Annotated in this window: 17 protein-coding genes; 9 read left to right on the plus strand and 8 right to left on the minus strand. The window is 70.2% G+C overall.

The window, feature by feature from the left end; genetic code table 11:
- Window positions 1-69 precede the first annotated feature (69 nt).
- From OHS58_RS47575 to OHS58_RS47585, 3 genes are read left to right on the plus strand one after another with little or no spacing between them, the layout of a single operon-like run.
- Complete coding sequence (locus OHS58_RS47575; protein WP_326947158.1) at window positions 70-1,452, plus strand: ammonium transporter; 1,383 nt, start codon at window positions 70-72, stop codon at window positions 1,450-1,452.
- The gene (locus OHS58_RS47580; protein WP_003103060.1) at window positions 1,449-1,787 is read left to right on the plus strand and encodes a P-II family nitrogen regulator; all 339 of its coding nucleotides are present in this window, start codon (window positions 1,449-1,451) and stop codon (window positions 1,785-1,787) included. The genes OHS58_RS47575 and OHS58_RS47580 overlap by 4 nt, the downstream gene beginning before the upstream one ends.
- 9 nt (window positions 1,788-1,796) lie before the next feature.
- Window positions 1,797-4,112 carry a [protein-PII] uridylyltransferase gene (locus OHS58_RS47585; protein ID WP_247062351.1) on the plus strand — a complete coding sequence of 772 codons (2,316 nt, stop codon included), beginning with the start codon at window positions 1,797-1,799 and terminating at the stop codon, window positions 4,110-4,112.
- Window positions 4,113-4,152: 40 nt separating this feature from the next.
- Here the strand turns inward: OHS58_RS47585 and OHS58_RS47590 are convergent, their stop codons facing one another.
- The 3 genes from OHS58_RS47590 to OHS58_RS47600 are packed head-to-tail and all read right to left on the minus strand — an operon-like array spanning window position 4,153 to window position 6,759.
- Window positions 4,153-5,496 (minus strand): FAD-dependent monooxygenase, encoded by a 1,344-nt coding sequence (locus OHS58_RS47590; protein ID WP_328646636.1) that lies wholly within the window; start codon window positions 5,494-5,496, stop codon window positions 4,153-4,155.
- Window positions 5,489-6,160 (minus strand): VC0807 family protein, encoded by a 672-nt coding sequence (locus OHS58_RS47595; protein WP_328646637.1) that lies wholly within the window; start codon window positions 6,158-6,160, stop codon window positions 5,489-5,491. Before OHS58_RS47595 ends, OHS58_RS47590 begins: the two co-directional genes overlap by 8 nt.
- Window positions 6,157-6,759, minus strand: coding sequence for a TetR/AcrR family transcriptional regulator (locus tag OHS58_RS47600; protein ID WP_328646638.1), 603 nt, complete (start codon window positions 6,757-6,759; stop codon window positions 6,157-6,159). Before OHS58_RS47600 ends, OHS58_RS47595 begins: the two co-directional genes overlap by 4 nt.
- A gap of 197 nt (window positions 6,760-6,956) precedes the next feature.
- Here OHS58_RS47600 and OHS58_RS47605 point away from each other — a divergent pair, with 197 nt between their 5' ends.
- The gene (locus tag OHS58_RS47605; protein WP_328646639.1) at window positions 6,957-8,657 is read left to right on the plus strand and encodes a DUF262 domain-containing protein; all 1,701 of its coding nucleotides are present in this window, start codon (window positions 6,957-6,959) and stop codon (window positions 8,655-8,657) included.
- Here the strand turns inward: OHS58_RS47605 and OHS58_RS47610 are convergent.
- The 3 genes from OHS58_RS47610 to OHS58_RS47620 all read right to left on the minus strand — a co-directional run bounded on the left by OHS58_RS47610 (window position 8,654) and on the right by OHS58_RS47620 (window position 11,863).
- Window positions 8,654-9,958, minus strand: coding sequence for a GGDEF domain-containing protein (locus tag OHS58_RS47610; protein ID WP_326947162.1), 1,305 nt, complete (start codon window positions 9,956-9,958; stop codon window positions 8,654-8,656). The two genes, OHS58_RS47605 and OHS58_RS47610, sit on opposite strands and share 4 nt — an antisense overlap.
- A 542-nt stretch (window positions 9,959-10,500) precedes the next feature.
- Window positions 10,501-11,253 (minus strand): glucose 1-dehydrogenase, encoded by a 753-nt coding sequence (locus OHS58_RS47615; protein WP_328646640.1) that lies wholly within the window; start codon window positions 11,251-11,253, stop codon window positions 10,501-10,503.
- A 22-nt stretch (window positions 11,254-11,275) separates the two neighbouring features.
- Entirely contained in the window at window positions 11,276-11,863 is a 588-nt protein-coding gene (locus OHS58_RS47620; RefSeq protein ID WP_328646641.1) for a TetR/AcrR family transcriptional regulator, read from the minus strand.
- A gap of 88 nt (window positions 11,864-11,951) precedes the next feature.
- Here OHS58_RS47620 and OHS58_RS47625 point away from each other — a divergent pair, with 88 nt between their 5' ends.
- The 3 genes from OHS58_RS47625 to OHS58_RS47635 all read left to right on the plus strand — a co-directional run bounded on the left by OHS58_RS47625 (window position 11,952) and on the right by OHS58_RS47635 (window position 14,585).
- Window positions 11,952-12,353 (plus strand): hypothetical protein, encoded by a 402-nt coding sequence (locus OHS58_RS47625; RefSeq protein WP_442875506.1) that lies wholly within the window; start codon window positions 11,952-11,954, stop codon window positions 12,351-12,353.
- Window positions 12,354-12,405: 52 nt separating this feature from the next.
- The gene (gene ku / locus OHS58_RS47630) at window positions 12,406-13,284 is read left to right on the plus strand and encodes a non-homologous end joining protein Ku (RefSeq protein ID WP_328646642.1); all 879 of its coding nucleotides are present in this window, start codon (window positions 12,406-12,408) and stop codon (window positions 13,282-13,284) included.
- A gap of 311 nt (window positions 13,285-13,595) precedes the next feature.
- Window positions 13,596-14,585: a hypothetical protein gene (locus OHS58_RS47635; protein WP_328646643.1), complete on the plus strand. Its 990-nt coding sequence runs from the start codon at window positions 13,596-13,598 to the stop codon at window positions 14,583-14,585.
- 2 nt (window positions 14,586-14,587) lie between these two features.
- Here the strand turns inward: OHS58_RS47635 and OHS58_RS47640 are convergent, their stop codons facing one another.
- A complete protein-coding gene (locus tag OHS58_RS47640; protein ID WP_328646644.1) occupies window positions 14,588-15,052 on the minus strand; it encodes a MarR family winged helix-turn-helix transcriptional regulator in 465 nt (154 codons plus the stop codon).
- Window positions 15,053-15,062: 10 nt separating this feature from the next.
- Window positions 15,063-16,862 (minus strand): ABC transporter ATP-binding protein, encoded by a 1,800-nt coding sequence (locus OHS58_RS47645; protein ID WP_328646645.1) that lies wholly within the window; start codon window positions 16,860-16,862, stop codon window positions 15,063-15,065.
- Between the two features lie 215 nt (window positions 16,863-17,077).
- Between OHS58_RS47645 and ffh the strand changes: the two genes are divergently transcribed.
- Together ffh and OHS58_RS47655 are read left to right on the plus strand one after the other, a co-directional pair.
- On the plus strand, window positions 17,078-18,625 hold the full coding sequence (gene ffh, locus OHS58_RS47650; RefSeq protein ID WP_326947168.1) for a signal recognition particle protein: 1,548 nt from the start codon (window positions 17,078-17,080) through the stop codon (window positions 18,623-18,625).
- Window positions 18,622-19,698 (plus strand): amidohydrolase family protein, encoded by a 1,077-nt coding sequence (locus OHS58_RS47655; RefSeq protein ID WP_328646646.1) that lies wholly within the window; start codon window positions 18,622-18,624, stop codon window positions 19,696-19,698. The genes ffh and OHS58_RS47655 overlap by 4 nt, the downstream gene beginning before the upstream one ends.
- Window positions 19,699-19,712: the final 14 nt, after the last annotated feature.

Raw genomic sequence — 19,712 nt, forward strand, 5'->3', positions numbered from 1 at the left:
GACGAGCCGCCCCGTGAAACACCGCGCGCCAAAACTCCCTTCGCATAACCCAGGGCACGGGAGGACGATGTGCTGAACGCAGGAGACACCGCATGGGTATTGGCCAGCGCCGCGCTGGTCATGCTCATGACACCGGGATTGGCCTTCTTCTACGGCGGCATGGTCCGCGCGAAGAGCGTCTTGAACATGCTGATGATGAACTTCATCGCGCTGGCCGTGGTGGGGGTGTTGTGGGCCCTGTACGGCTTCTCGATGTCGTTCTCCAACGACGCCTTCGGCGGCTTCGTCGGTAACTTCGACCTCGCCGGGCTCGGCGACACCGTCGGCAAGCTCGCCGGCTTCGTGACGGCCGCCACGAGCACCTCGCCGGAGGTCGCGTGGCCGGGCTCGGACGCGCTGCCGGTGCTCGCATTCGTGATGTTCCAGCTGATGTTCGCGATCATCACGCCGGCGCTGATCTCCGGCGCCATCGCGGATCGCGCGAAGTTCTGGGGCTGGACGCTGTTCGTCGTCATCTGGGTGACGGTCGTGTACTTCCCGGTCGCGCACTGGGTGTTCTCGTTCAACGGCTTCATCGGCGCGGACGCCGTCGGTGGCTGGATCGCCAACAACCTCAAGGCACTCGACTTCGCCGGTGGTACCGCGGTCCACATCAACGCCGGTGCCGCGGGTCTGGCCCTGGCGATCGTGCTCGGCAAGCGCAAGGGCTGGCCGAAGGACACCGGCCGGCCGCACAACGTGCCGTTCGTCCTGCTGGGCGCGAGCTTGCTGTGGTTCGGCTGGTACGGCTTCAACGCGGGTTCGGCGCTGGCCGCCAACGACCTCGCTGCGGTCGCCTTCACCAACACCACCGTCGCCACCGCCGCCGCCGTCCTCGGCTGGCTGGTGGTCGAGCAGCTCAAGTTCGGCAAGCCGACCACCCTCGGCGCCGCGTCCGGCGCGGTCGCCGGTCTGGTCGCCGTCACCCCGGCGTGTGGTTTCGTGAGCCCGATCGGGGCCATCGCGATCGGCCTCATCGCCGGTGCGGTCTGCGCGCTGGCCGTCTCGCTCAAGTACCGGTTCGGCTTCGACGACTCGCTCGACGTCGTGGGCGTCCACCTGGTCGGCGGCATCGTCGGCACCCTGCTGATCGGCTTCTTCGGCACCACCAGCGTGAACTCGCTCGGCGCCGACGGCCTGTTCTACGGCGGTGGCTTCACCCAGCTGGGGCGCCAGGCGGCGGCCGCGGGTGCGGTGCTGGTGTACTCCTTCGTGCTGACCTTCATCATCGGGTTCGCGATCAAGAAGGCGGGCGGCTTCCGCGTCAGCGTGGAGGACGAGGTCGGCGGCATCGACGAGGCCCAGCACGCGGAGAGCGCGTACGACTTCACCGGGTTGTCCGGCGGTGGCGCTCCGTCCACCATTCCGGTCAAGACCACGTCGGCCGCGAAACTCGAGGAGAGCAAGGCATGAAGCTCATCACGGCGATTGTGAAGCCGTTCACGCTGGACGATGTCCGCTCCGCGCTGGAGCAGCTGGGCGTGCTGGGCATGACGGTCAGCGAGGTCCAGGGGTACGGCCGCCAGAAGGGCCACACCGAGGTCTACCGCGGCGCCGAGTACTCGGTGGACTTCGTGGCCAAGCTGAAGATCGAGGTCGTCACCGACGACACCAACGTGGAGAAGGTGCTCGACGCCATCACCACGGCCGCGCACACCGGCAAGATCGGTGACGGCAAGGTGTGGGTGACGCCGGTCGAGACCGTCATCCGGGTACGGACCGGCGAGCGCGGCACGGACGCGCTATAGGCGTCCGGGATGGCCGACGGGGGCGAACTGGTCCAGGCCACCGAGCGGTTGCTCGAGGGCAGGCACGGGAGGCTGGGGGCGTCCGCTTTGCGGGCGGCCCTGGTCGACCTCTATGAGTTCTGGCTGAGCAGGGGTGCCTCGGCGGCCGGCGTCGACACCGCGGAACCGCGGGTCGCGCTGGTCGCCGTGGGCGGGCTCGGCCGCCGGGAGCTGGTGCCGTTCTCCGATCTCGACCTGCTGCTGGTGCACAACGGCAACAGCAAGGTCGGCGAGATCGCGGACGCGCTCTGGTATCCCCTGTGGGACGCGAAAGTCGGGCTGGACCACTCGGTCCGCACACCCGGCGAAGCACTGAAGGTCGCTTCGGAGGACCTTCGGACGGCGATGGGCCTGCTCGACGCCCGGCACCTCGCCGGGGACGCCGAGCTGTCCGGCCGCCTGGTCACGGCGGCACGGGACCAGTGGCGCCGCACCGCGCGCAAGCAGATCCCCGATCTGACGGCGTCGGTGCGGCAGCGCTGGACCCGCAGCGGCGAGATCGCGCAGTCCGCCGAGCCCGATCTCAAACACGGGCGGGGTGGGCTGCGGGACTTCGCCGTGCTGGAAGCGCTGGCCGCGGCGCAGCTCACCGCCCGCCCGGGCGAGGAGCTCCTGGAAGCCAAGGGACTCCTGCTCGACGTCCGGACCGAGCTGCGGCGCGAGATCCGGCGCGAGCGGGACGTCCTGTCCGCGCCGGAGGCCGACCTGGTCGCCTCCGAGCTCGGCTTCGGCGACCGCTTCACCTTGGCGCGCAAGCTGTCCGGCGCCGGCCGCACGATCGCGTACGCGCTCGACGTAGCCCTGCGGTCCACTGTGGACCCGCCGAAGGCGCGGTTCGGGCGGCGGCCGTCCCGCACGCCGCTCGCCGAAGGCGTGGTGCTGCACGGGAACGAGGTCGCGCTCGCCCGCGACGCCGTCCCGGCGAAGGATCCCGCGCTGCTGCTGCGGGTCGCCGCGGCGTCGGCGCGCACCGGCAAGCCGATCGCGCTCGGCACCCTGAAAGCTCTGGCCGAGTCGGCCCCCGAGCTGCGCGCACCGTGGCCCGCCGAGGCGTTGAACGCCCTGGTGGAGCTGCTGGGCGCGGGGGAGGGCCTGGTCGACGCGGTCGAGTCGCTCGACCGCACCGGGCTGTGGTCACGGCTGTTCCCCGAGTGGGGCGCGGTCCGCGACCTGCCGCCGCGCTCGCCGGTGCACCAGTGGACGGTCGACCGGCACCTCGTGCGCACCTGCGTCGAGGCGGCCAAGCTGACCACCACGGTGCCGCGGCCGGACCTGCTGCTGATCGGCGCGCTGCTGCACGACATCGGCAAGGGCCGCGACGCCGACCACTCGGAGCTGGGCGCCAAGATCTCCGCCCAGGTCGCGGCCCGGCTCGGGCTGGACGCGGCGGACGCGGCGACGGTGTCGGCGATGGTCCGTCACCACCTGCTGCTGCCGCACACCGCGACGCGGCGCGACATCAGCGAGCCGGCGACGGTGGCGCGGGTGGTGAAGACCCTGGACAGCGACATCGTCCTGGTCGAACTGCTGCACGCGCTCACCCAGGCCGACTCGCTGGCCACCGGCCCCGGCGTCTGGACGGACTGGAAGGCCCGGCTGCACGCCGAGCTGGTCACCGGGTGCGAGGAAGTGCTGCGCGGCAAGGGGTTCACCGCCCCCGAGCCGATGGACTCCGAACAGCGCGAGCTCGTCGCCCAGGCCGTCGCCTCGGGCAACGGCGAGGTCCGGATCAGCACGCACGGCAAGGTCGTCACGGTGCTGCTGGCCGTGCCGGCCCGCGCGGAGCTGCTGGCTCCGGCGGCCGGTGTGCTGGCGCTGAACTCGATGGAGGTGCACTCGGCGATCCTGCGCGGCCACGACGGCGGGCGCGCCGGGTTGTTCACGGCGTCACCGAAGTTCGGCTCGTTGCCGGAGGTGACGCTGCTGCGCGAGCAGTTCGCCCGCGCGGTCGCCGGCACCCTGCCGCTGACGCAGCGGCTGGCGGCGAAGGAACGCGACTACGGCTCACCCGACGCGGCGTCGGTCGCGCCGAAGGTGCTGTGGTTCGACGACGAGACGAGCGGCCCGGACACGGTGGTCCTCGAACTCCGGGCGGCCGACCGGATCGGCCTGCTGTTCCGCGTCGCCGGGGCGTTGCGCCGCTGCGACGCGGAGGTCCGCTGGGCCAAGGTGGCGACGCTGGGCGGCGCGGTGGTCGACTCGTTCGCGGTGACGCCCCGCAGCGGCCGCATCGAGCCGGGCTGGCGCCGCGAGGTCGAGCAGGCGGTGCTGGCCGCGGCGTCCTGAGCGGTTTGCCTGAGCCGAGCCGTCACTCGGCTCAGGCAAGTCACACCAGCGCGATCGCGGGCTCGCCGAACCACGTGCTCAGCGCGTCTTCCAAGCCCGGTCCGCCGTCCCAGACCACGTAACCATCGGGCCGGACGAGCCGCGGCTCGGCGCCGGGACGGGTCTCGACGCGGTCCGCCCACCCCGGCGGCAGTTCCGCGCCGATCAGCACGGCGCGACCGTCCTCGGCGACCGGGATCCCCGTCGCACGACCGGAAATCCCCGGGTACGTCACGCCGATGCCCGAAATCTCCGCCGCGACCGCGCGACGGGCCTCGGGGACGGCGATCAGCCCCGTGACGATCTCCCGGACGGCCGCCGCGTCGGGATCGGGCACCCCGAGCACCGCCTGCGCGCGGGTGCTGACCAGCACGCGGGCGGCCACCGGGTGACGCTCGTCGTGGTAGCTGTCGAGCAGGCCGGCCGGAGCGTGGCCACGGACGTGCGCGGCCAGTTTCCAGCCGAGGTTCACCGCGTCCTGCAGGCCCAGGTTGAGTCCCTGGCCGCCCACCGGCAGGTGGATGTGCGCGGCGTCGCCCGCGAACAGCACCCGGCCGTGGCGGTAGCGCTCCAGCTGCCGGGACGCGTCGCCGAACCGGGACGCCCAGAGCACTTCGCCCACCTCGAACCCCGGCCCGTGCAGGGCGGTCAGGGCCCGCTGCAGCTCGCCGGCCGTGACGGGCTCGTCGCGGCCGAGCCGCTGCTGCTCCTCACCGACGACGACCACGCGGTGGCGGCCGCCGGACAGCGGCAGCAGGAACCCAGCGGACTTCGTCGGCAGCCGCCATTCGTCGGCGAACCCGGCCGGCTTGCGGGTGAGCGTGAGGTCGGCGACGACCAGCGAAATCCGCGCCGAACGACCGGGGAACGCCGCCCCCAGCAGCGTCCGGACCGTGCTGTGGCCGCCGTCGGCCGCCACCAGCCAGCCGGCCCGGCGCTCCCGCCCGCCCGCGGTGACCGTGACGCCGTCGTCGTCCTGCGCCACGGCGGTGACGGCCGCGTCGCGCAGCACCGGTGTGCGCAGCCGCGCCTCGATCGCCGCCGCGACGTGCACCTGCTCGACGCCGAGCTGGTGCGGGAAGGGCGTCGGCAGGTCGGTGTAGTCGATGTGGATGCCCGAGAAGTGCCCGCCGGGCAGCCGGGCCTCGGTGTACGGCTCGATCGCAACGAGCAGGCCGCGGTCCGCCAGCACCTCGACGGACCGGGGCTGCAGGCCGAGCGCCTTCGACTGCGTGGTGGGCCGGGCGTCGCGGTCCAGGACCAGCACGTCGAGCCCGGCGCGTTCCAGCTCGAACGCGGCCAGCAGGCCGGTCGGGCCGGCCCCCGCCACGAGGACGTCAGGCATCGAGGTTCTCCTTCTTGAGGTACCAGACGTGCCAGACGAGCAGCGCGGCCAGCATGGCGAACCACTGCACGTTGGTGACCAGCGAGATCAGGTCGATCGGCAGCGTGTAGACGAGCACGACGTGCGCGATCGCGCTGATCAGCAGCACACCGCCCCAGGCGGCCGTGTTGATCCGCATCCCGCGCCGGAACCGGGCGTCGGTGTCCCAGCGGGCCGCCCACGCGTTCGCGCCCTCGGCACCGCGCTTGACCTCGGCGATCGTGCGGCCCAGCGTCAGCTGCGCCGGCCGGCCGATGAACACCGTGACCAGCATCCACGCGCCGAACACGCCACCCAGCGCGGCGGTCCAGCCCTCCCGGATGGCGAGGGTGCGCGGGTCGTCGGACAGCAGGCCGAGCACGACCGAGAGCACCAGGACGCTCAGCGTCACCAGGGCGACGAGGTCGACCTTGCGGTTGCGCACGATGGTCCACAGCACGTACGGCGCGGCCACCAGGACGCCGGCCATCAGCGCCCACCACTGGCTGACGCCCGCCGCGCGCAGGCCGTAGAACAGCGCCATCGGCACGATCACCTCGAACACGACGGTCAGCACGTTGGCGCGGATCACCCGCCGCAGACCGGCGTCGGGCTCGGGCTTGGCGGTCTTTTCCTCGATCATCATGCGGATTCCCCAGTGGACTCGGGTGCGGTCGCCCGCACGTAGAGGTCGGCGAGCTCACGGCCGATGCGCGCGAGCTCGGATGGTTCGGGTACGGCGGCGGCCGCGGTGGCGACGACGGCGTCGAGGCCGCTGGTGAGCGCCAGTGCCGCGGTCCGCGGGTCGAAGCGGCCGAAGGCGCCGGCCGCCTGTCCGGTGCGGAAGTGCTCCTCGAACAACGCGAGCCGCCCGTTGACGGCGTCACTCTGCGAGCCGGCGTTCTTCACCAGGTCGATCAGCGCCCGGATCGCGTCGGGGTGCTCCCCGACGAGCGCGACGTTGGCTTCGACGAAGGCGCGCAGCTGCGCGACGTGCCCGACGGCGGCGTCGATGCGCGGCTGCATGAACGCCCCGGTGACCCGTTCGATCTCGGCGACGCACACCGTGAGCAGGTCGTCCTTGCCCGCGAAGTGGTAGCTGATCATGCCGGTGCTCGACAGACCCGCGTGCTTCGCGATCCGGCTGAACGACGCCTTGGCGAAGCCTTCCGCGGCGATCACTTCGATCGCTGCCTGCACGATCTGGGCCCGCCGGCCGGATTCGGTGAACGTTCTTGCTCGCATGAGCAAAATTTAGCTCAGCCGAGCAAATTTGACAAGTCGCCTGGTCACGGCCAGGAAAGGGGGCTCGTGCGCGGTGGTACCCGTAGCGGCGGCAGTGAGCCGGGATGGGGCCTGGCCATCGGGCAGGGCGGAGCCGACCACCCGAACGATGCGGCAGATTCTGTAACGAGCGGCCTCTCGCCACCGAGATCTTCCGCATGGCCGGGACAAAAATCCAAGCAGCGGAGCACACTGTCGGCGAGATCTTCACCGACGACTACCACTTCACGATCCCTCGTTATCAGCGCCCCTATGCGTGGACGACCGACCAGGCGGGGGAGATGTTCGACGACCTTCTCGCCGCTTCTCGCGCCAAGGATTCGCTCACCGAAGCCGATCCGTATTTCCTAGGCAGCATCGTGCTGGTCAAAGCGGAAAAGCAAGCGCTGGCTGAGGTGGTCGACGGGCAGCAGCGACTCACCACCCTCACGGTGCTCCTGAGCGTTCTCCGGGACTGCGTCTCGGCTCCCTTCGCCGCATCACTGGAAAGCCGGATCTTCCAGAAGGGAGACCCGATCAAGCAGACCGCGGATCAACCTCGTCTCCGTCTGCGGGACCAGGACCAGGGGTTCTTCGGGAAATACGTCCAGGAGCGAGAAGGAAACGGTCTGCTCGCCTCCTTGACGAACGTGCGACCCGACAGCCGGGCACGCCTGGTCGAGAACGCGCTCCTGCTCAAGTCCAGGCTGAGCGAACTGGAGATTGTGGAGCGCGAGCGCCTGGTCTCGTTCATCGACCAGCACACGTACTTGGTCGTGGTCTCGACCGCCGACTTCGAGTCGGCCTACCGCATCTTCTCGGTGCTAAATGAGCGCGGCTTGGATCTCACGCACACCGACATCTTGAAGGCGGAGATCATCGGCTCCATCCCGGAGACCGACCAGGACGCGTACACCACCAAGTGGGCCCAGGAAGAGGACGATCTCGGGCGCAACGACTTCGGTGATCTCTTCTCTCACATCCGCATGGTGTACGCGAAGACGAAGGCTCGTGAGTCGATCTTGAAGGAGTTCCGCGCGTCGGTCCTGCAGCGTGTGGACGGTAAGAAGTTCATCGACGACGTGCTGGTTCCCTACTCGGACGCTTTCGAGGCGGTCACGCGTGCGAGTTACGTCGGCGGACCTGACGCGGAAGCGATCAACAGGCTGCTGGGCTGGCTGAAACTGCTGGACAACACGGACTGGATTCCGCCGGCCATCAGCTACTTCGGTCGTCCGACCGCCGATTCCGCGGAGCTTCTTCGCTTCCTGGTCGACCTCGAGAGGCTCGCGGCGAGCATGCTCGTCCGCCGGGTGGACATCACCCGCCGGATCGAGCGTTACGGGCGAGTCCTGGACTGGATGGAAAGGGAGTGCGACCTCTACTCGGACGAGTCACCGCTCCAGCTGTCCGCCGACGAACGCACGGCGACCGCCGCGAAGCTCGACGCCGAGATCTACACGGTCACGCGGATTCGTCTCTACGTGCTGCTGCGCCTCGATTCCGCGCTGTCGGACGGCGGAACGAGCTACGACCACTCCCCGTTGATCAGCGTGGAGCACGTTTTGCCCCAATCTCCCGCGGTGGACAGCGCTTGGGCCACGGAGTTCACTCCGCTGGAGCGGTCGCTTTGGGTTCACCGCCTGGCGAACCTCGTCCTGCTTTCAAAGCGCAAGAACTCTCAAGCCGGCAACCTCGAGTTCGAAGTGAAGAAGACCAAGTACTTCGAAAAGACGAGTTGGCCGCCGTTCGTCCTGACTGGACAGGTACTTGCGAGCCCCGAGTGGACTCCGGTCGTCCTCGAGGAGCGTCAAGAGACTCTGTTGAAGGTCCTCGGTGATCTCTGGCGACTGGATCCAGGCATCCCGATAGCTTCCTAGGCGGTCGCGGTGCCGTCGACGACCTTGTTGCGGCCGGCGTCCTTGGCTCGGTAGAGGGCCTTGTCCGCGGCCTGCAGCAGGCGCTCGACGGCCGTGCCGCCGTCGGGGTAGGTCGCCACGCCGATCGACGCTGACAGGGCGTCGATGACGCGGACGTGGGTGCCGTCCTCGTACTCGACCTCGAGGGCCGCGATCGCCGCGCGGATGCGCTCGGCCACCGCGAGCACCGCCGCCGGGCCGATGTCCGGGAGCAGGACGACGAACTCCTCGCCGCCGAAGCGGCCGACCGAGTCGTAGTCGCGGACGGCGTTCTTGATCGTCGTCGCGATCGACCGCAGCACGGCGTCGCCCGCGAGGTGCCCGTGCGCGTCGTTGATCAGCTTGAAGTGGTCCAGGTCGATCATCAGCACGCCGAAGCTGCTCTGCGTGCTCCGCTGCGCCCGGGCCAGCTCGCGCGACGCGAGCAGGTGCCAGCCGGTCGTGTTGAACAGGCCCGTCTTCTCGTCGGTGGTCGCCGCGATCTCGAGCTGCTTGATCAGCACCGCGCGGTGCAGCACCAGCAGCGGCGGCACGATCGCGATGGCCAGCGCGGGCAGCGTCGCCAGCGTCAACGCCGTGAGCAGGCCGAGGCAGAGCGTCGCGACCTCGAGGAGGTTGTCGCCGAGGCCGCCGAAGAACGCCTTCACCGAGCGCTTGGTGATCGTCAGCGCCGGGACGATCGTGATCGCGGCGAACAGGAAGTACGTCACGGCGGCCAGCGTGATCGCCGTGACGCCGCGCCAGCCCGACGTCAGCGCCGCGTACATGTCGGGGACACCGAGCCGGTTCAGCGCGAACTCGGCCGAGTAGCAGGTGATGACGACCAGCGTCGCGTTCAGCGCGGTCCGGAACGGCGGGACGCGCTTCATCCGCGTGAGGCTGCGCGTCGCCAGGTGCACGTAGAGGACGACGACCAGGGCGGCGACGAGCGCGGGCGGCAGGAGCAGGACCCCGGCGAACGTCCAGACCGACGTCAGGTTGATGTGCGGGGTGTCCGACACCAGCCGCCGGACGCGCTCGATCTGCCGGCCCAGCTCCGCCTGCAGCACGCCGAGGACGCCCAGGACCGCGAAGACGATCAGGTCCCAGAGCCGTACGGGCACGCTCACGGCGGTCCAGACGGTGGCGACGAGGGCCACCGACTCGACCAGGAAGACGTAGCGGATCAGCGACCCGCGTTGCCGCCAGAGGGTCCATTGACCCGGATGGAGCACGCCACGATCACGGCCCGCGCGGGGCTGGGCCGGATGGGCGCCGTCCATACTCAAGGCGGTGCAACTCCCGTGGGTGATCCGACGATCAGCGTCCACCCCATCACACCGGGCGGCCGCGATCGATGGGTGCCACACGATCGGACCAGTGAAGGGAGGCCGCCGTCATGCGCAACCGCGAATCCTGACCCTCCGCCCGCAGTCCGTGCCGCGCGAGAGGAGAGCCGTCGTGCGCAATCGCGAGTCCTGAAGCCCGCTCCCGTCCGTCACCGCGCAGGAAAGGAGTGCCGCTGTGCGTAACCGCGAGTCCTGAGCCGGGTCCGCCGTCCGCCCCGTACGAGAGGAGAGCCGTCGTGCGCAACCGCGAGTCCTGAACCCCCGCTTTCGTCCGTCACCGCGCTCGAAGGGAGAGCTGCTGTGCGTAACCGCGAGTCCTGATGTCGAGTCCGCCGTCCGCCCCGCGCGAGAGGAGAGCCGTCGTGCGCAATCGCGAGTCCTGAACCCGTCCGCCCACCGTTCGTCCTGGCACGAAAGGGGATCGTCACCATGCGCAACCGTGAATCCTGAAGCGACGCGGGCCCGGGTGGGGCCGCTCAGGCGGTCGCGCCGCCGTCGACCACCAGGTCGTGGCCGACCGTGAACCCCGCCTCGGCCGAAGCCAGCCACAGCACCGCTGCGGCCACTTCGGCGGTGGCACCCACCCGGCCCAGCGGAATCGCGGTCTCGAGCCGCGCGGCGCGGTCGGCGTCCGTCTCGCCGGGCCGCAACGACATCTCCGTGTCGGTCGGACCCGGGCTGACGGCGTTGATGCGCACGCCGTCGCGGACGTGATCGCGCGCCGCCGTGCGGGTCAGCACGCTCACCGCGGCCTTCGACGCCGCGTAGGCGGCCATGCCCGGGATCCGGCCGTGCGCGCCGATGTTCGACGCCATGTTGACGATGGCGCCACCGCCGTGCGCCCGCATGTGCGCGATCTCGTGCTTCATGCACAGCCAGGTGCCGGTGAGGTTGGTGCCGATCACGGCGTCGAAGACGTCCTCGCGCAGATCCCCGGTAGGCGCCGGCTCGCCGAGGATGCCCGCGTTGTTGAACGCGACGTCCAGGCCGCCGTGCCGCGCGACGACCGTCTCGACCATGCGCGCGACGTCCGCGGAGTCGGTGACGTCCGCGACGACGGCGCTCGCCGAGCCGCCGATCTCCTGCACTGCCGAGGCGAGTCGCTGCTCGTCGCGTCCGGCGACGACCACCGTCGCGCCTTCCGCGGCGAACGCTTTCGCCGTCGCCCGGCCGATGCCCGAGCTGCCGCCCGTCACCAGGACGATCTTGCCCGCGAACCGTGCCCTCATGCTTGCCTTCTTTCTAGTCTGATCAGTCTCGAATGAGGATGCGCATCGCCTGCGAGACGGCCGCGTCCAGCCGGCCCGCCGCGTCCGCGCCCTTGCCCAGGACCCGCAGGCCCTGGAGGACGGTGAGCAGGAACCGGGCGAGAGTCGCCGGGTCGCTGCCCTCGGGCAGCTCGTCCTGCGCCTTCGCGCGTTCCAGCGTCATGGTGAGCGCGACTTCGAGGGTGTCCCAGCTGCGTTCCACCAGCCGCGCGACCGCCGGATCGCGGGGGAGCAGCTCGATGGCCGCGTTGACCACGAAGCAGCCGATGGGTCCGGCGTCGCCCGCGATGTCGGCGACGTAACCCTCCAGCAGTCCGCGCACCGCGGCCACTCCGGAGCCGGGCCGAGACAAGCTCGCCACGACCTGGGCGTCCGTCCGCTCCGCGTAGCGCTTCAGTGTGGCGACGTACAGGTCGTGCTTCGTGCCGAAGGTCGCATACAAGCTCGCCTTCGCGACGCCGAGGTGTGCGACGAGGTCGCTGACCGACGTCGCTTCGTAGCCTTGACGCCGAAAGAGCGCGAGCGCGGCGTCACACGCCTCGTCGACGTCGAACTCCTTGACCCGGGACATGATCAAAACTCTAGCCGCATCGAGAACGGTCGGTCAAATATGTGAGCGGCGGTGTGTCGTGTCCGGTGACGCCGGGTGCGGTGGCACTATGGCTGCTCTGACCGGCCTGAGGGGGTGCGTGATGCAGGACTCGCCGCGGCTGATGCTGCCGCCGACGGTCGTCGCCACCCACTTGCGCTCGTGCGCCGAGGAGCTAGCCGCGGGCCTGCGCGGCGGCGGCCCGGGCGCCACCACGACCGAGCTCATCGACGTCGTCGCCCAGCTGGTCGCCGGCCAGGAGGCCATCTCCCACGCGCTCGCCGGGCTCGCCCGCCGCGTCGAGGCCGGCACGGACGCCCTCGCCGCCGCTCCGCCGCTGGACGTCGAGGTGGTCACCGAGGTGCTGCGCGAGGCGGCCATCGCGGCCCGCTGCGCGGCCGAGGCGCTCGACGAGGTCACGCCGTCGTTCGAATGCGTGAGCGAATCCGTCGCGCCCGACACCCGTTTGTAGCTGTCGTCGCGCAAGCCCGCCCGCCTAGCCTGGAGCTGCGGAGGTGACTCGTATGCGCGCTGTGTGGACGGGCACGATCGGGTTCGGCAGTTACGCCATTCCGGTGAAGGCGTACAGCGCGACCGAAGAGCACGAGATCCCGCTGCACCAGGTGCACGGCGCCGACGGCGGCCGCGTCCGGGTGAAGCGGGTCTGCGAGGTCGACGGCGAAGAGGTGCCGCCCGAGGAGATGGTCCGCGGCTACCCGGTCCCCGGCGGCGACGTCGTGCTGCTGTCGGACCACGAGCTCGCGTCGCTCCCGATGCCCGGCCGCACGATCGACATCCGCGGCTTCGCGCCGCTGGCCGACGTCGACCCGATCTGGTTCGCGAAGACCTACTTCCTCGAACCCGAACCGGCCGGGACGAAGCCGTACGTGCTGTTCAGCGAGGCCCTGCAGCAGTCCGGCCGGATCGCGCTGGTCACCGTCGCGCTGCGCCGGCGTGAGGTGCTCGGCGCGCTGCGGGTGCGCGACCAGGTGCTCCTCCTGGAGACGATGCTGTGGCCCAATGAGCTCAGGGCCCCGGACTTCCCGTTCCGGCACGCCGACGTCGACATCCGGCCCGGCGAGCTGCGCCGCGCGGTGACCCTCGTCGAGGAGCTGACCGGCGAGTTCGACCCCGGCCGCTATCCCGACCGTTACCGCGAGGCCCTCGAAGCGTTGATCCGGGCGAAGATCGAAGGCGCCGAAGTCGTCCAGCCGACGGCGGCCGAGCAGTCCGAGGGCGTCACGCGGCTGCTGGCGGCGCTGCAGGAGAGCGCGGCCGAAGCCGAGGACGCGCGCAACGCGGCCGTCACGAAGGCCAAGGCCGCCGCGGCGAGGGCGGCGAAGGCGCGTACGACGGCGAAGCGGGCCGCGTCGCGCAGCCCGGGACGCACGAAGACGTCCTGAGTAGTACTACCCACGGGTAATTGAGGGTTCTCCCACTGCTGGTGGCCGCCGGGGCGCGGCAGACTTCGTCCTGCCAGCGGATGCCGGAACCGCTGGTGAGGGGGTCGGGACGGCCCCTGGGGAGGTGTGCCGTCCAGACACCAGGGTTCCGGGGCGGGCCGACGGAGGAGCGGTCCGTTCCCGGAACCCGCGGCGCATCGCGGGGAGGCGGTGCGCACGAGGGGGAGTTCTGAAGGCTGCCGCGGAGGAGCGAGGGTCTCCGCGGCAGCCTTCAGGCGTACCCTCGCTGAACTGGTCACATGGGAGGTTCGGTGACGTCCTCGGTTTATCTGCTCGGTTCAGGTTTCAGTCGTGCAATCAGCAAGCACATGCCGACTATGGCTGGCCTTTCCGTGGCGATCCAGAGCGATTTGAGGGCGCGAAAGGTGCCACTGCTTCCAGGTCACGACTCGCCGCTGGCAGACAACTTCGAACAGTGGCTTAGCTATCTCCTTGAAGACCCACCGTGGTTGTCCGAGGGGGATAAATACCGAAATCGCGCTGCGTTCAACGACGTTGCTAACGGTCTCCATTCGGTGCTGTCTGCACTCCAAACTCGGGCTGCCACTGACTCGCCGCCAGATTGGCTGCTCCAGCTCGTTCGGTACTGGCAGGTGATGGGGACAACGGTGATCACATTCAACTACGATCTACTTGTCGAAAGGGCGTTGCTTGCCGAGGTTCAAGGCATCAGCTGGGTAGACATCTACACAGTTCCTATTGCTCCACTGGGCACGCGGATCGCCGGAGTCCTCGGCGGCAGCGGGAACGTGGGTGGTCTGAAGCTGCATGGGTCCCTGAACTGGTGGTACTCCGGACCGTCGAGTCCGCCGGGTGATCAATTGTACGGGGCGCGGATAGACGCATGGCGTCCTGCGGATTCTCTGGTATCACACATGGGTGTCGATGAACTTACTGTCGATAAGGTGCCCATGATCGTCCCGCCTGCGGCCGTCAAGAGCCCGTATTACGTCAACAACACGATTCGGGCTCTCTGGCGTCAGGCGGCAGAAGCTCTCCAGCAAGCCGACGAACTCGTGATCATCGGGTTCAGCCTTCCGCCGTCGGACCAGATCGTCAGCTCCATGCTCGCAACCGAGCTGAACCGCGAGGCCACGATCATTCCCGTCGACTACGGCTCAGCGGTTGTGGACAACCTCGAGCGGATCTTCGACGAGGAGCGGATCGTCAAGGATTTCGTCGGATTGGGTGACACCGCTGTGCCGACTTGGGTTCAGACCAGGGCCAATCAGGCTGATTGAACTCAGGCGTCCGCCACCCGCATCAGCAGCTCCGACGCGAGCTTCAGCAGCTGCCGCTCGGTCGGCGACAACGTCGACTCCAACGCCGTCGCCAGCCAGCGTTCCCGCTGGATGCTGTACTCCCGCAGCACCGCCAGCCCGTCCGGGGTGATGCGGATCAGCGACCGGCGGCCGTCGTCGGGGTCCGGCGTGCGCGTCACCAGTCCGCGCTCGGTCAGCCCGGCCAGGATGCGGGTCAGCGACTGCGGCTGCAGCCGTTCCGCCGCGGCCAGCTCCGACGGCGTGTGCGTGCCCGCCCGGTAGAGCCGGCTCAGCACCGCCAGCACCGCCGGGCCCGGGCCGTTCGGGTCGCGCTCGGAGCGCATCCGCCAGTTCAGCCGCCCGACGCCTTCGCGCACCCGCCCCGCCAGGTCGGCCAGCTCGGGATCCGCGCTGACCCGCGAGGTGACGTCGGAATCGGGGTGCATGGGCCTCACATTAGGCGGTTCCGCGCACCAGCCGGGCATAACGCCCGTCGAGCGCCAGCAGCTCTTCGTGCGTCCCGCGTTCCACGATCCGCCCTTCGTGGAGCACCACGATCTGGTCCGCGTGCTCCACAGTGGACAGCCGGTGCGCGATCGTCAGCGTCGTGCGGCCCGCGGCCAGGCGGTCCAGCTCGGCCTGCACCGAGCGTTCGGTGCGGGTGTCGAGGGCGCTGGTCGCCTCGTCGAGGACGAGCACCGGCGGGTTGCGCAGCAGGATCCGCGCGATCGCCATCCGCTGCTTCTCGCCGCCGGAGAAGCGGTAGCCGCGCTGGCCGACGACCGTGTCGTAGCCCTCGGGCAGCCCGGCGAGCGTGTCGTGGATGTGCGCGGCCTTCGCGGCCGCCTCGATCTCCTCGTCGGTCGCGCCCGGCTTCGCGAAGCGCAGGTTCTCCCGCACGGTGTCGTGGAACAGGTAGGTCTCCTGCGACACCATCCCGACGCCCGCGGCGAGCGAGGCCAGGGTGACGTCGCGGACGTCGGTGCCGTCGATCTCCACGGACCCGGCGCTCACCTCGTACAGCCGCGCGACCAGGTAGGCGAGCGTCGTCTTGCCCGAGCCGGTCGACCCGACGAGCGCCGTGGTCGTCCCTGCCGGGACGTCGAGGTCGATGTCCGCGAGTGTCGGCGGCCCGGCTGTGTCGGATTCGTCGTACCGGAACGCGACACCGCGCATCGAGACGTCGCCGCGCCGCACGTCCAGGGTGCCGGCGCCGGGCTTGTCGCCGATCTCCACGCGCAGGTCGAGCACCTCGAAGATCCGGCCGAACAGCGCCTTCGACGTCGCCACGTTCTGCCCGATCGTCTGCATCGCGCTGGCCGGCGCGACCAGCCGGTTGAGCATGCTGGTGAACGCCACGACGGTGCCGAGCGAAATCGGCGACGCGCCGTTCGCGAGCGCCAGCCCGGCGATCCAGTAGACCAGGGCCGGGATCACCGTCAGGCTCATCGCCCGCGACGCGATCTGCCAGCGTCCGGCCAGTGCGGCCGCGCGTTCCAGCGACGCGATCTCCCGTGACTCCGCGCCGAAGCGCTCCCGCATGACCCGCTCGTTGCCCATCGTCTTGGCGAGCAGCACACCGGTGACCGACAGGGACTCCTCGACCATCGTCGTCAGCCGCGCCATCCGCCGGGTCCGGCCGCGGGCCAGCGTCCGCCGCTTCTTGCCCAGCCGCAGCGTGAACAGGAGGAACAGCGGGACGACGATCAGCGACAGCAGCGCGAGCTGCCAGTCGAGCAGGATCAGCGCCACCGTGATGGCGATCGTCGTGGTGGCGTTCTGCACCATCGACCCGGCGGTCGTGGTGATGACGTTGTCGACGCCGCCGATGTCGTTGAAGACCCGCGAGAGCACCTCGCCGCTCTTCGTCCGGGTGAAGAAGCCGAGCGACATCCGCTGCAGGTGGCCGTAGACCGACACGCGCAGCTCGTTCATCACGTGCTGGCCGATCGTGTTGGACAGCCCGGTGGTCGCGACGCCGAGCGACGCGCTGCCGACCGCGCAGGCGATCATCCCGGCGGCCAGGACGCTGATCAGCAGCGTGTCGCGGTGGGGGAGGGCGTCGTCGAGGATCTCGCGCAGCAGGAACGGCGAGACGACGCCGAGCCCGGCCTGCAGGACGATCAGCGCGAACAGCGCGGCGAGGGGCCCGCGGTGCGGGCGGAACAGGCCGGCGATCCGCCGGAGCGGGACCGGTTCGTCGGTGTCGGACGTCGGTTCGGCGAGCGACGGCCGGGCTCTGGTCGCAGAAGTCATACACACATGTACTGAATCTCGCTCGGCTCACCAGTGAATTTCGCAACTTGAAGCCAACTTCGAGGTGAGCTCGCGCGCACAGTAGTACATGTAGGTGTACTAATCGCGTGGGCGACTTTCGCGTACCCGTGAGGCCGGGAAGCCGCAGCGACTACTCTGGAGAGGCCGGCCTGGTCCGGCGCGCCACTCTCGACCCAGCTGGAGCGTGCACACCCGTGTTCGACACCCTGTCCGATCGGCTCACCGCCGCCCTTCAGACGCTCACGCGCAAGGGCCGGCTGTCCGACGCCGACATCGACGCCACCGCGCGCGAGATCCGCATCGCGCTGCTGGAGGCCGACGTCGCCCTCGGCGTGGTCAAGACCTTCATCGCGCGGATCAAGGAACGGGCGAAGGGCGCCGAGGTCTCCCAGGCGCTCAACCCCGCGCAGCAGGTCGTCAAGATCGTCAACGAGGAGCTCGTCGGGATCCTCGGCGGCGAGACCCGCCGGCTCAACCTGGCGAAGACCCCGCCGACGGTGATCATGCTCGCCGGCCTCCAAGGCGCCGGCAAGACGACGCTGGCCGGCAAGCTCGCGCTGTGGCTGAAGAAGCAGGGCCACGCGCCGCTGCTGGTCGCCTGCGACCTCCAGCGCCCCAACGCCGTCACGCAGCTGCAGGTGGTCGGCGAGCGCGCCGGCGTCACGACCTTCGCGCCCGAGCCCGGCAACGGCGTCGGCGACCCGGTCGACGTCGCCCGCCGCGCCATCGCCGAGGCGAAGCACGCGCAGTACGACGTCGTCGTCGTCGACACCGCGGGCCGCCTCGGTGTCGACGAAGAGCTGATGAAGCAGGCCGCGGACATCCGCGACGCCGTCAAGCCGGACGAGACCCTGTTCGTCGTCGACGCGATGATCGGCCAGGACGCCGTGACCACGGCCGAGGCGTTCCGCGACGGCGTCGGCTTCTCCGGTGTCGTGCTCACCAAGCTCGACGGTGACGCCCGCGGCGGTGCCGCGCTGTCGGTCCGCGAGGTCACCGGCCAGCCGATCCTCTTCGCCTCCAACGGCGAGAAGCTCGAGGACTTCGACACCTTCCACCCGGACCGGATGGCGTCGCGGATCCTCGGCATGGGCGACGTGCTGACCCTGATCGAGCACGCCGAGCAGGCCTTCGACCAGGACCAGGCCGAGAAGGCCGCGGCGAAGCTGTCCAGCGGCCAGCTGACGCTGGAGGACTTCCTCGAGCAGATGCTCGCGGTCCGCAAGATGGGCCCGATCGGCAACCTGCTGGGCATGCTGCCCGGCGCCGGTCAGATGAAGGACCAGCTGGCCCAGGTCGACGACAAGCACCTGGACAAGCTGCAGGCGATCATCCGCGGCATGACCCCGGCCGAGCGTGACGACCCGAAGATGATCAACGGCTCGCGCCGGCTGCGCATCGCCAACGGCTCCGGCGTCACCGTGCGCGAGGTCAACGACCTGGTCAACCGGTTCTTCGAGGCCCGCAAGATGATGGCCCAGATGGCCGGCCGGTTCGGCTTCGGCGGCGGGGGCGGCGGCTCCAAGACGCGCAAGGGCAAGAAGGGCAAGAAGGGCCGCGGCCCGACGCAGCCCAAGGTCCGCGGCGGCTTCCCCGGTGGCGGCATGCCCATGCTGCCCCCGGGTGGCGGTGGCGGCATGCCGGGTGGCATGCCCGACCTGTCCAAGCTCGGCGGCCTCAACGACGCCCCCGGCTTCGACCCGACGAAGTTCAAGCTGCCGAAGAACCCCAAGGACAAGTGAGCACCGCGCTCCACGCCGCCGGGGTGATCCTGCCCGGCGGCGAGTCCGGGGAGCTCTGGATCACCGGCGGCCGGATCTCGCTCGAGCCGGTCCCCGGCGCCGAGACCCTGGGCCGTGACGTCTTCCTGGTGCCCGGGCTGGTCGACGCGCACTGCCACCCCGGTATCGGCATCGGCGGGCCCGTCTCGCTCGAGGAGGCGGCCGAGCAGGCCCGCACCGACCGCGACGCGGGCACGCTGCTGATCCGCGACTGCGGCCTCCCGATCGACGTCCGGCCGCTGCAGCGCCGGGCCGACCTGCCGACGATCATCCGCGCCGGGCAGCACCTCGCCCTGACCAAGCGCTACATCCCGGGTCTCGGCATCGAGCTGGACGACCCGGCCCAGCTGCCCGCCGCCGTCGCCGAGCAGGCGAAGGACGGCGACGGCTGGGTCAAGCTGGTGGGGGACTGGATCGACCGCGGCGTCGGCGACCTGGCGCCGCTGTGGCCGGACGACGTCCTGGCCGACGCCGTGCGGGTCGCGCACGACCACGGCGCCCGCGTCACCGCGCACGTGTTCGGCGAAGCCGCGTTGCCCGGCCTGATCGCGGCCGGCATCGACTGCCTCGAACACGGCACCGGCCTGAGTGCCGACCAGCTCGCGGAGCTGGCTCGCAATGACGTCGCGCTGGTGCCGACCCTGATCAACATCGAGAACTTCCCGGGCATCGCGGACAAGGCGGGCCGGTATCCGGCGTACGCGGCTCACATGCGCGCGCTGCACGCCGGTGTCGGCGAGATGGTCGCCACGGCGATCGAAGCGGGCCTACGCGTCTTCGCCGGGAGCGACGCCGGCGGCCTGGTCGAGCACGGCAGGCTCGTCGACGAGATCGAGGCACTGCACCGCGCGGGCATGACCCGCGAGCAGGCCCTCGCGAGCGCGTCCTGGGCCGCCCGCGACTGGCTCGGCCACCCCGGCATCACCGACGGCGCGCCCGCCGACCTGCTCGTCTACCCGAGCGACCCGCGTGACGACCTCGGCGTCCTGCGGCATCCGGCGCAGATCGTGCTCGGCGGCGTCGTCTACAGGTAGACCCCCGCTGTTTT

Source organism: Amycolatopsis sp. NBC_00348, assembly GCF_036114655.1.
GTDB lineage: Bacteria > Actinomycetota > Actinomycetes > Mycobacteriales > Pseudonocardiaceae > Amycolatopsis.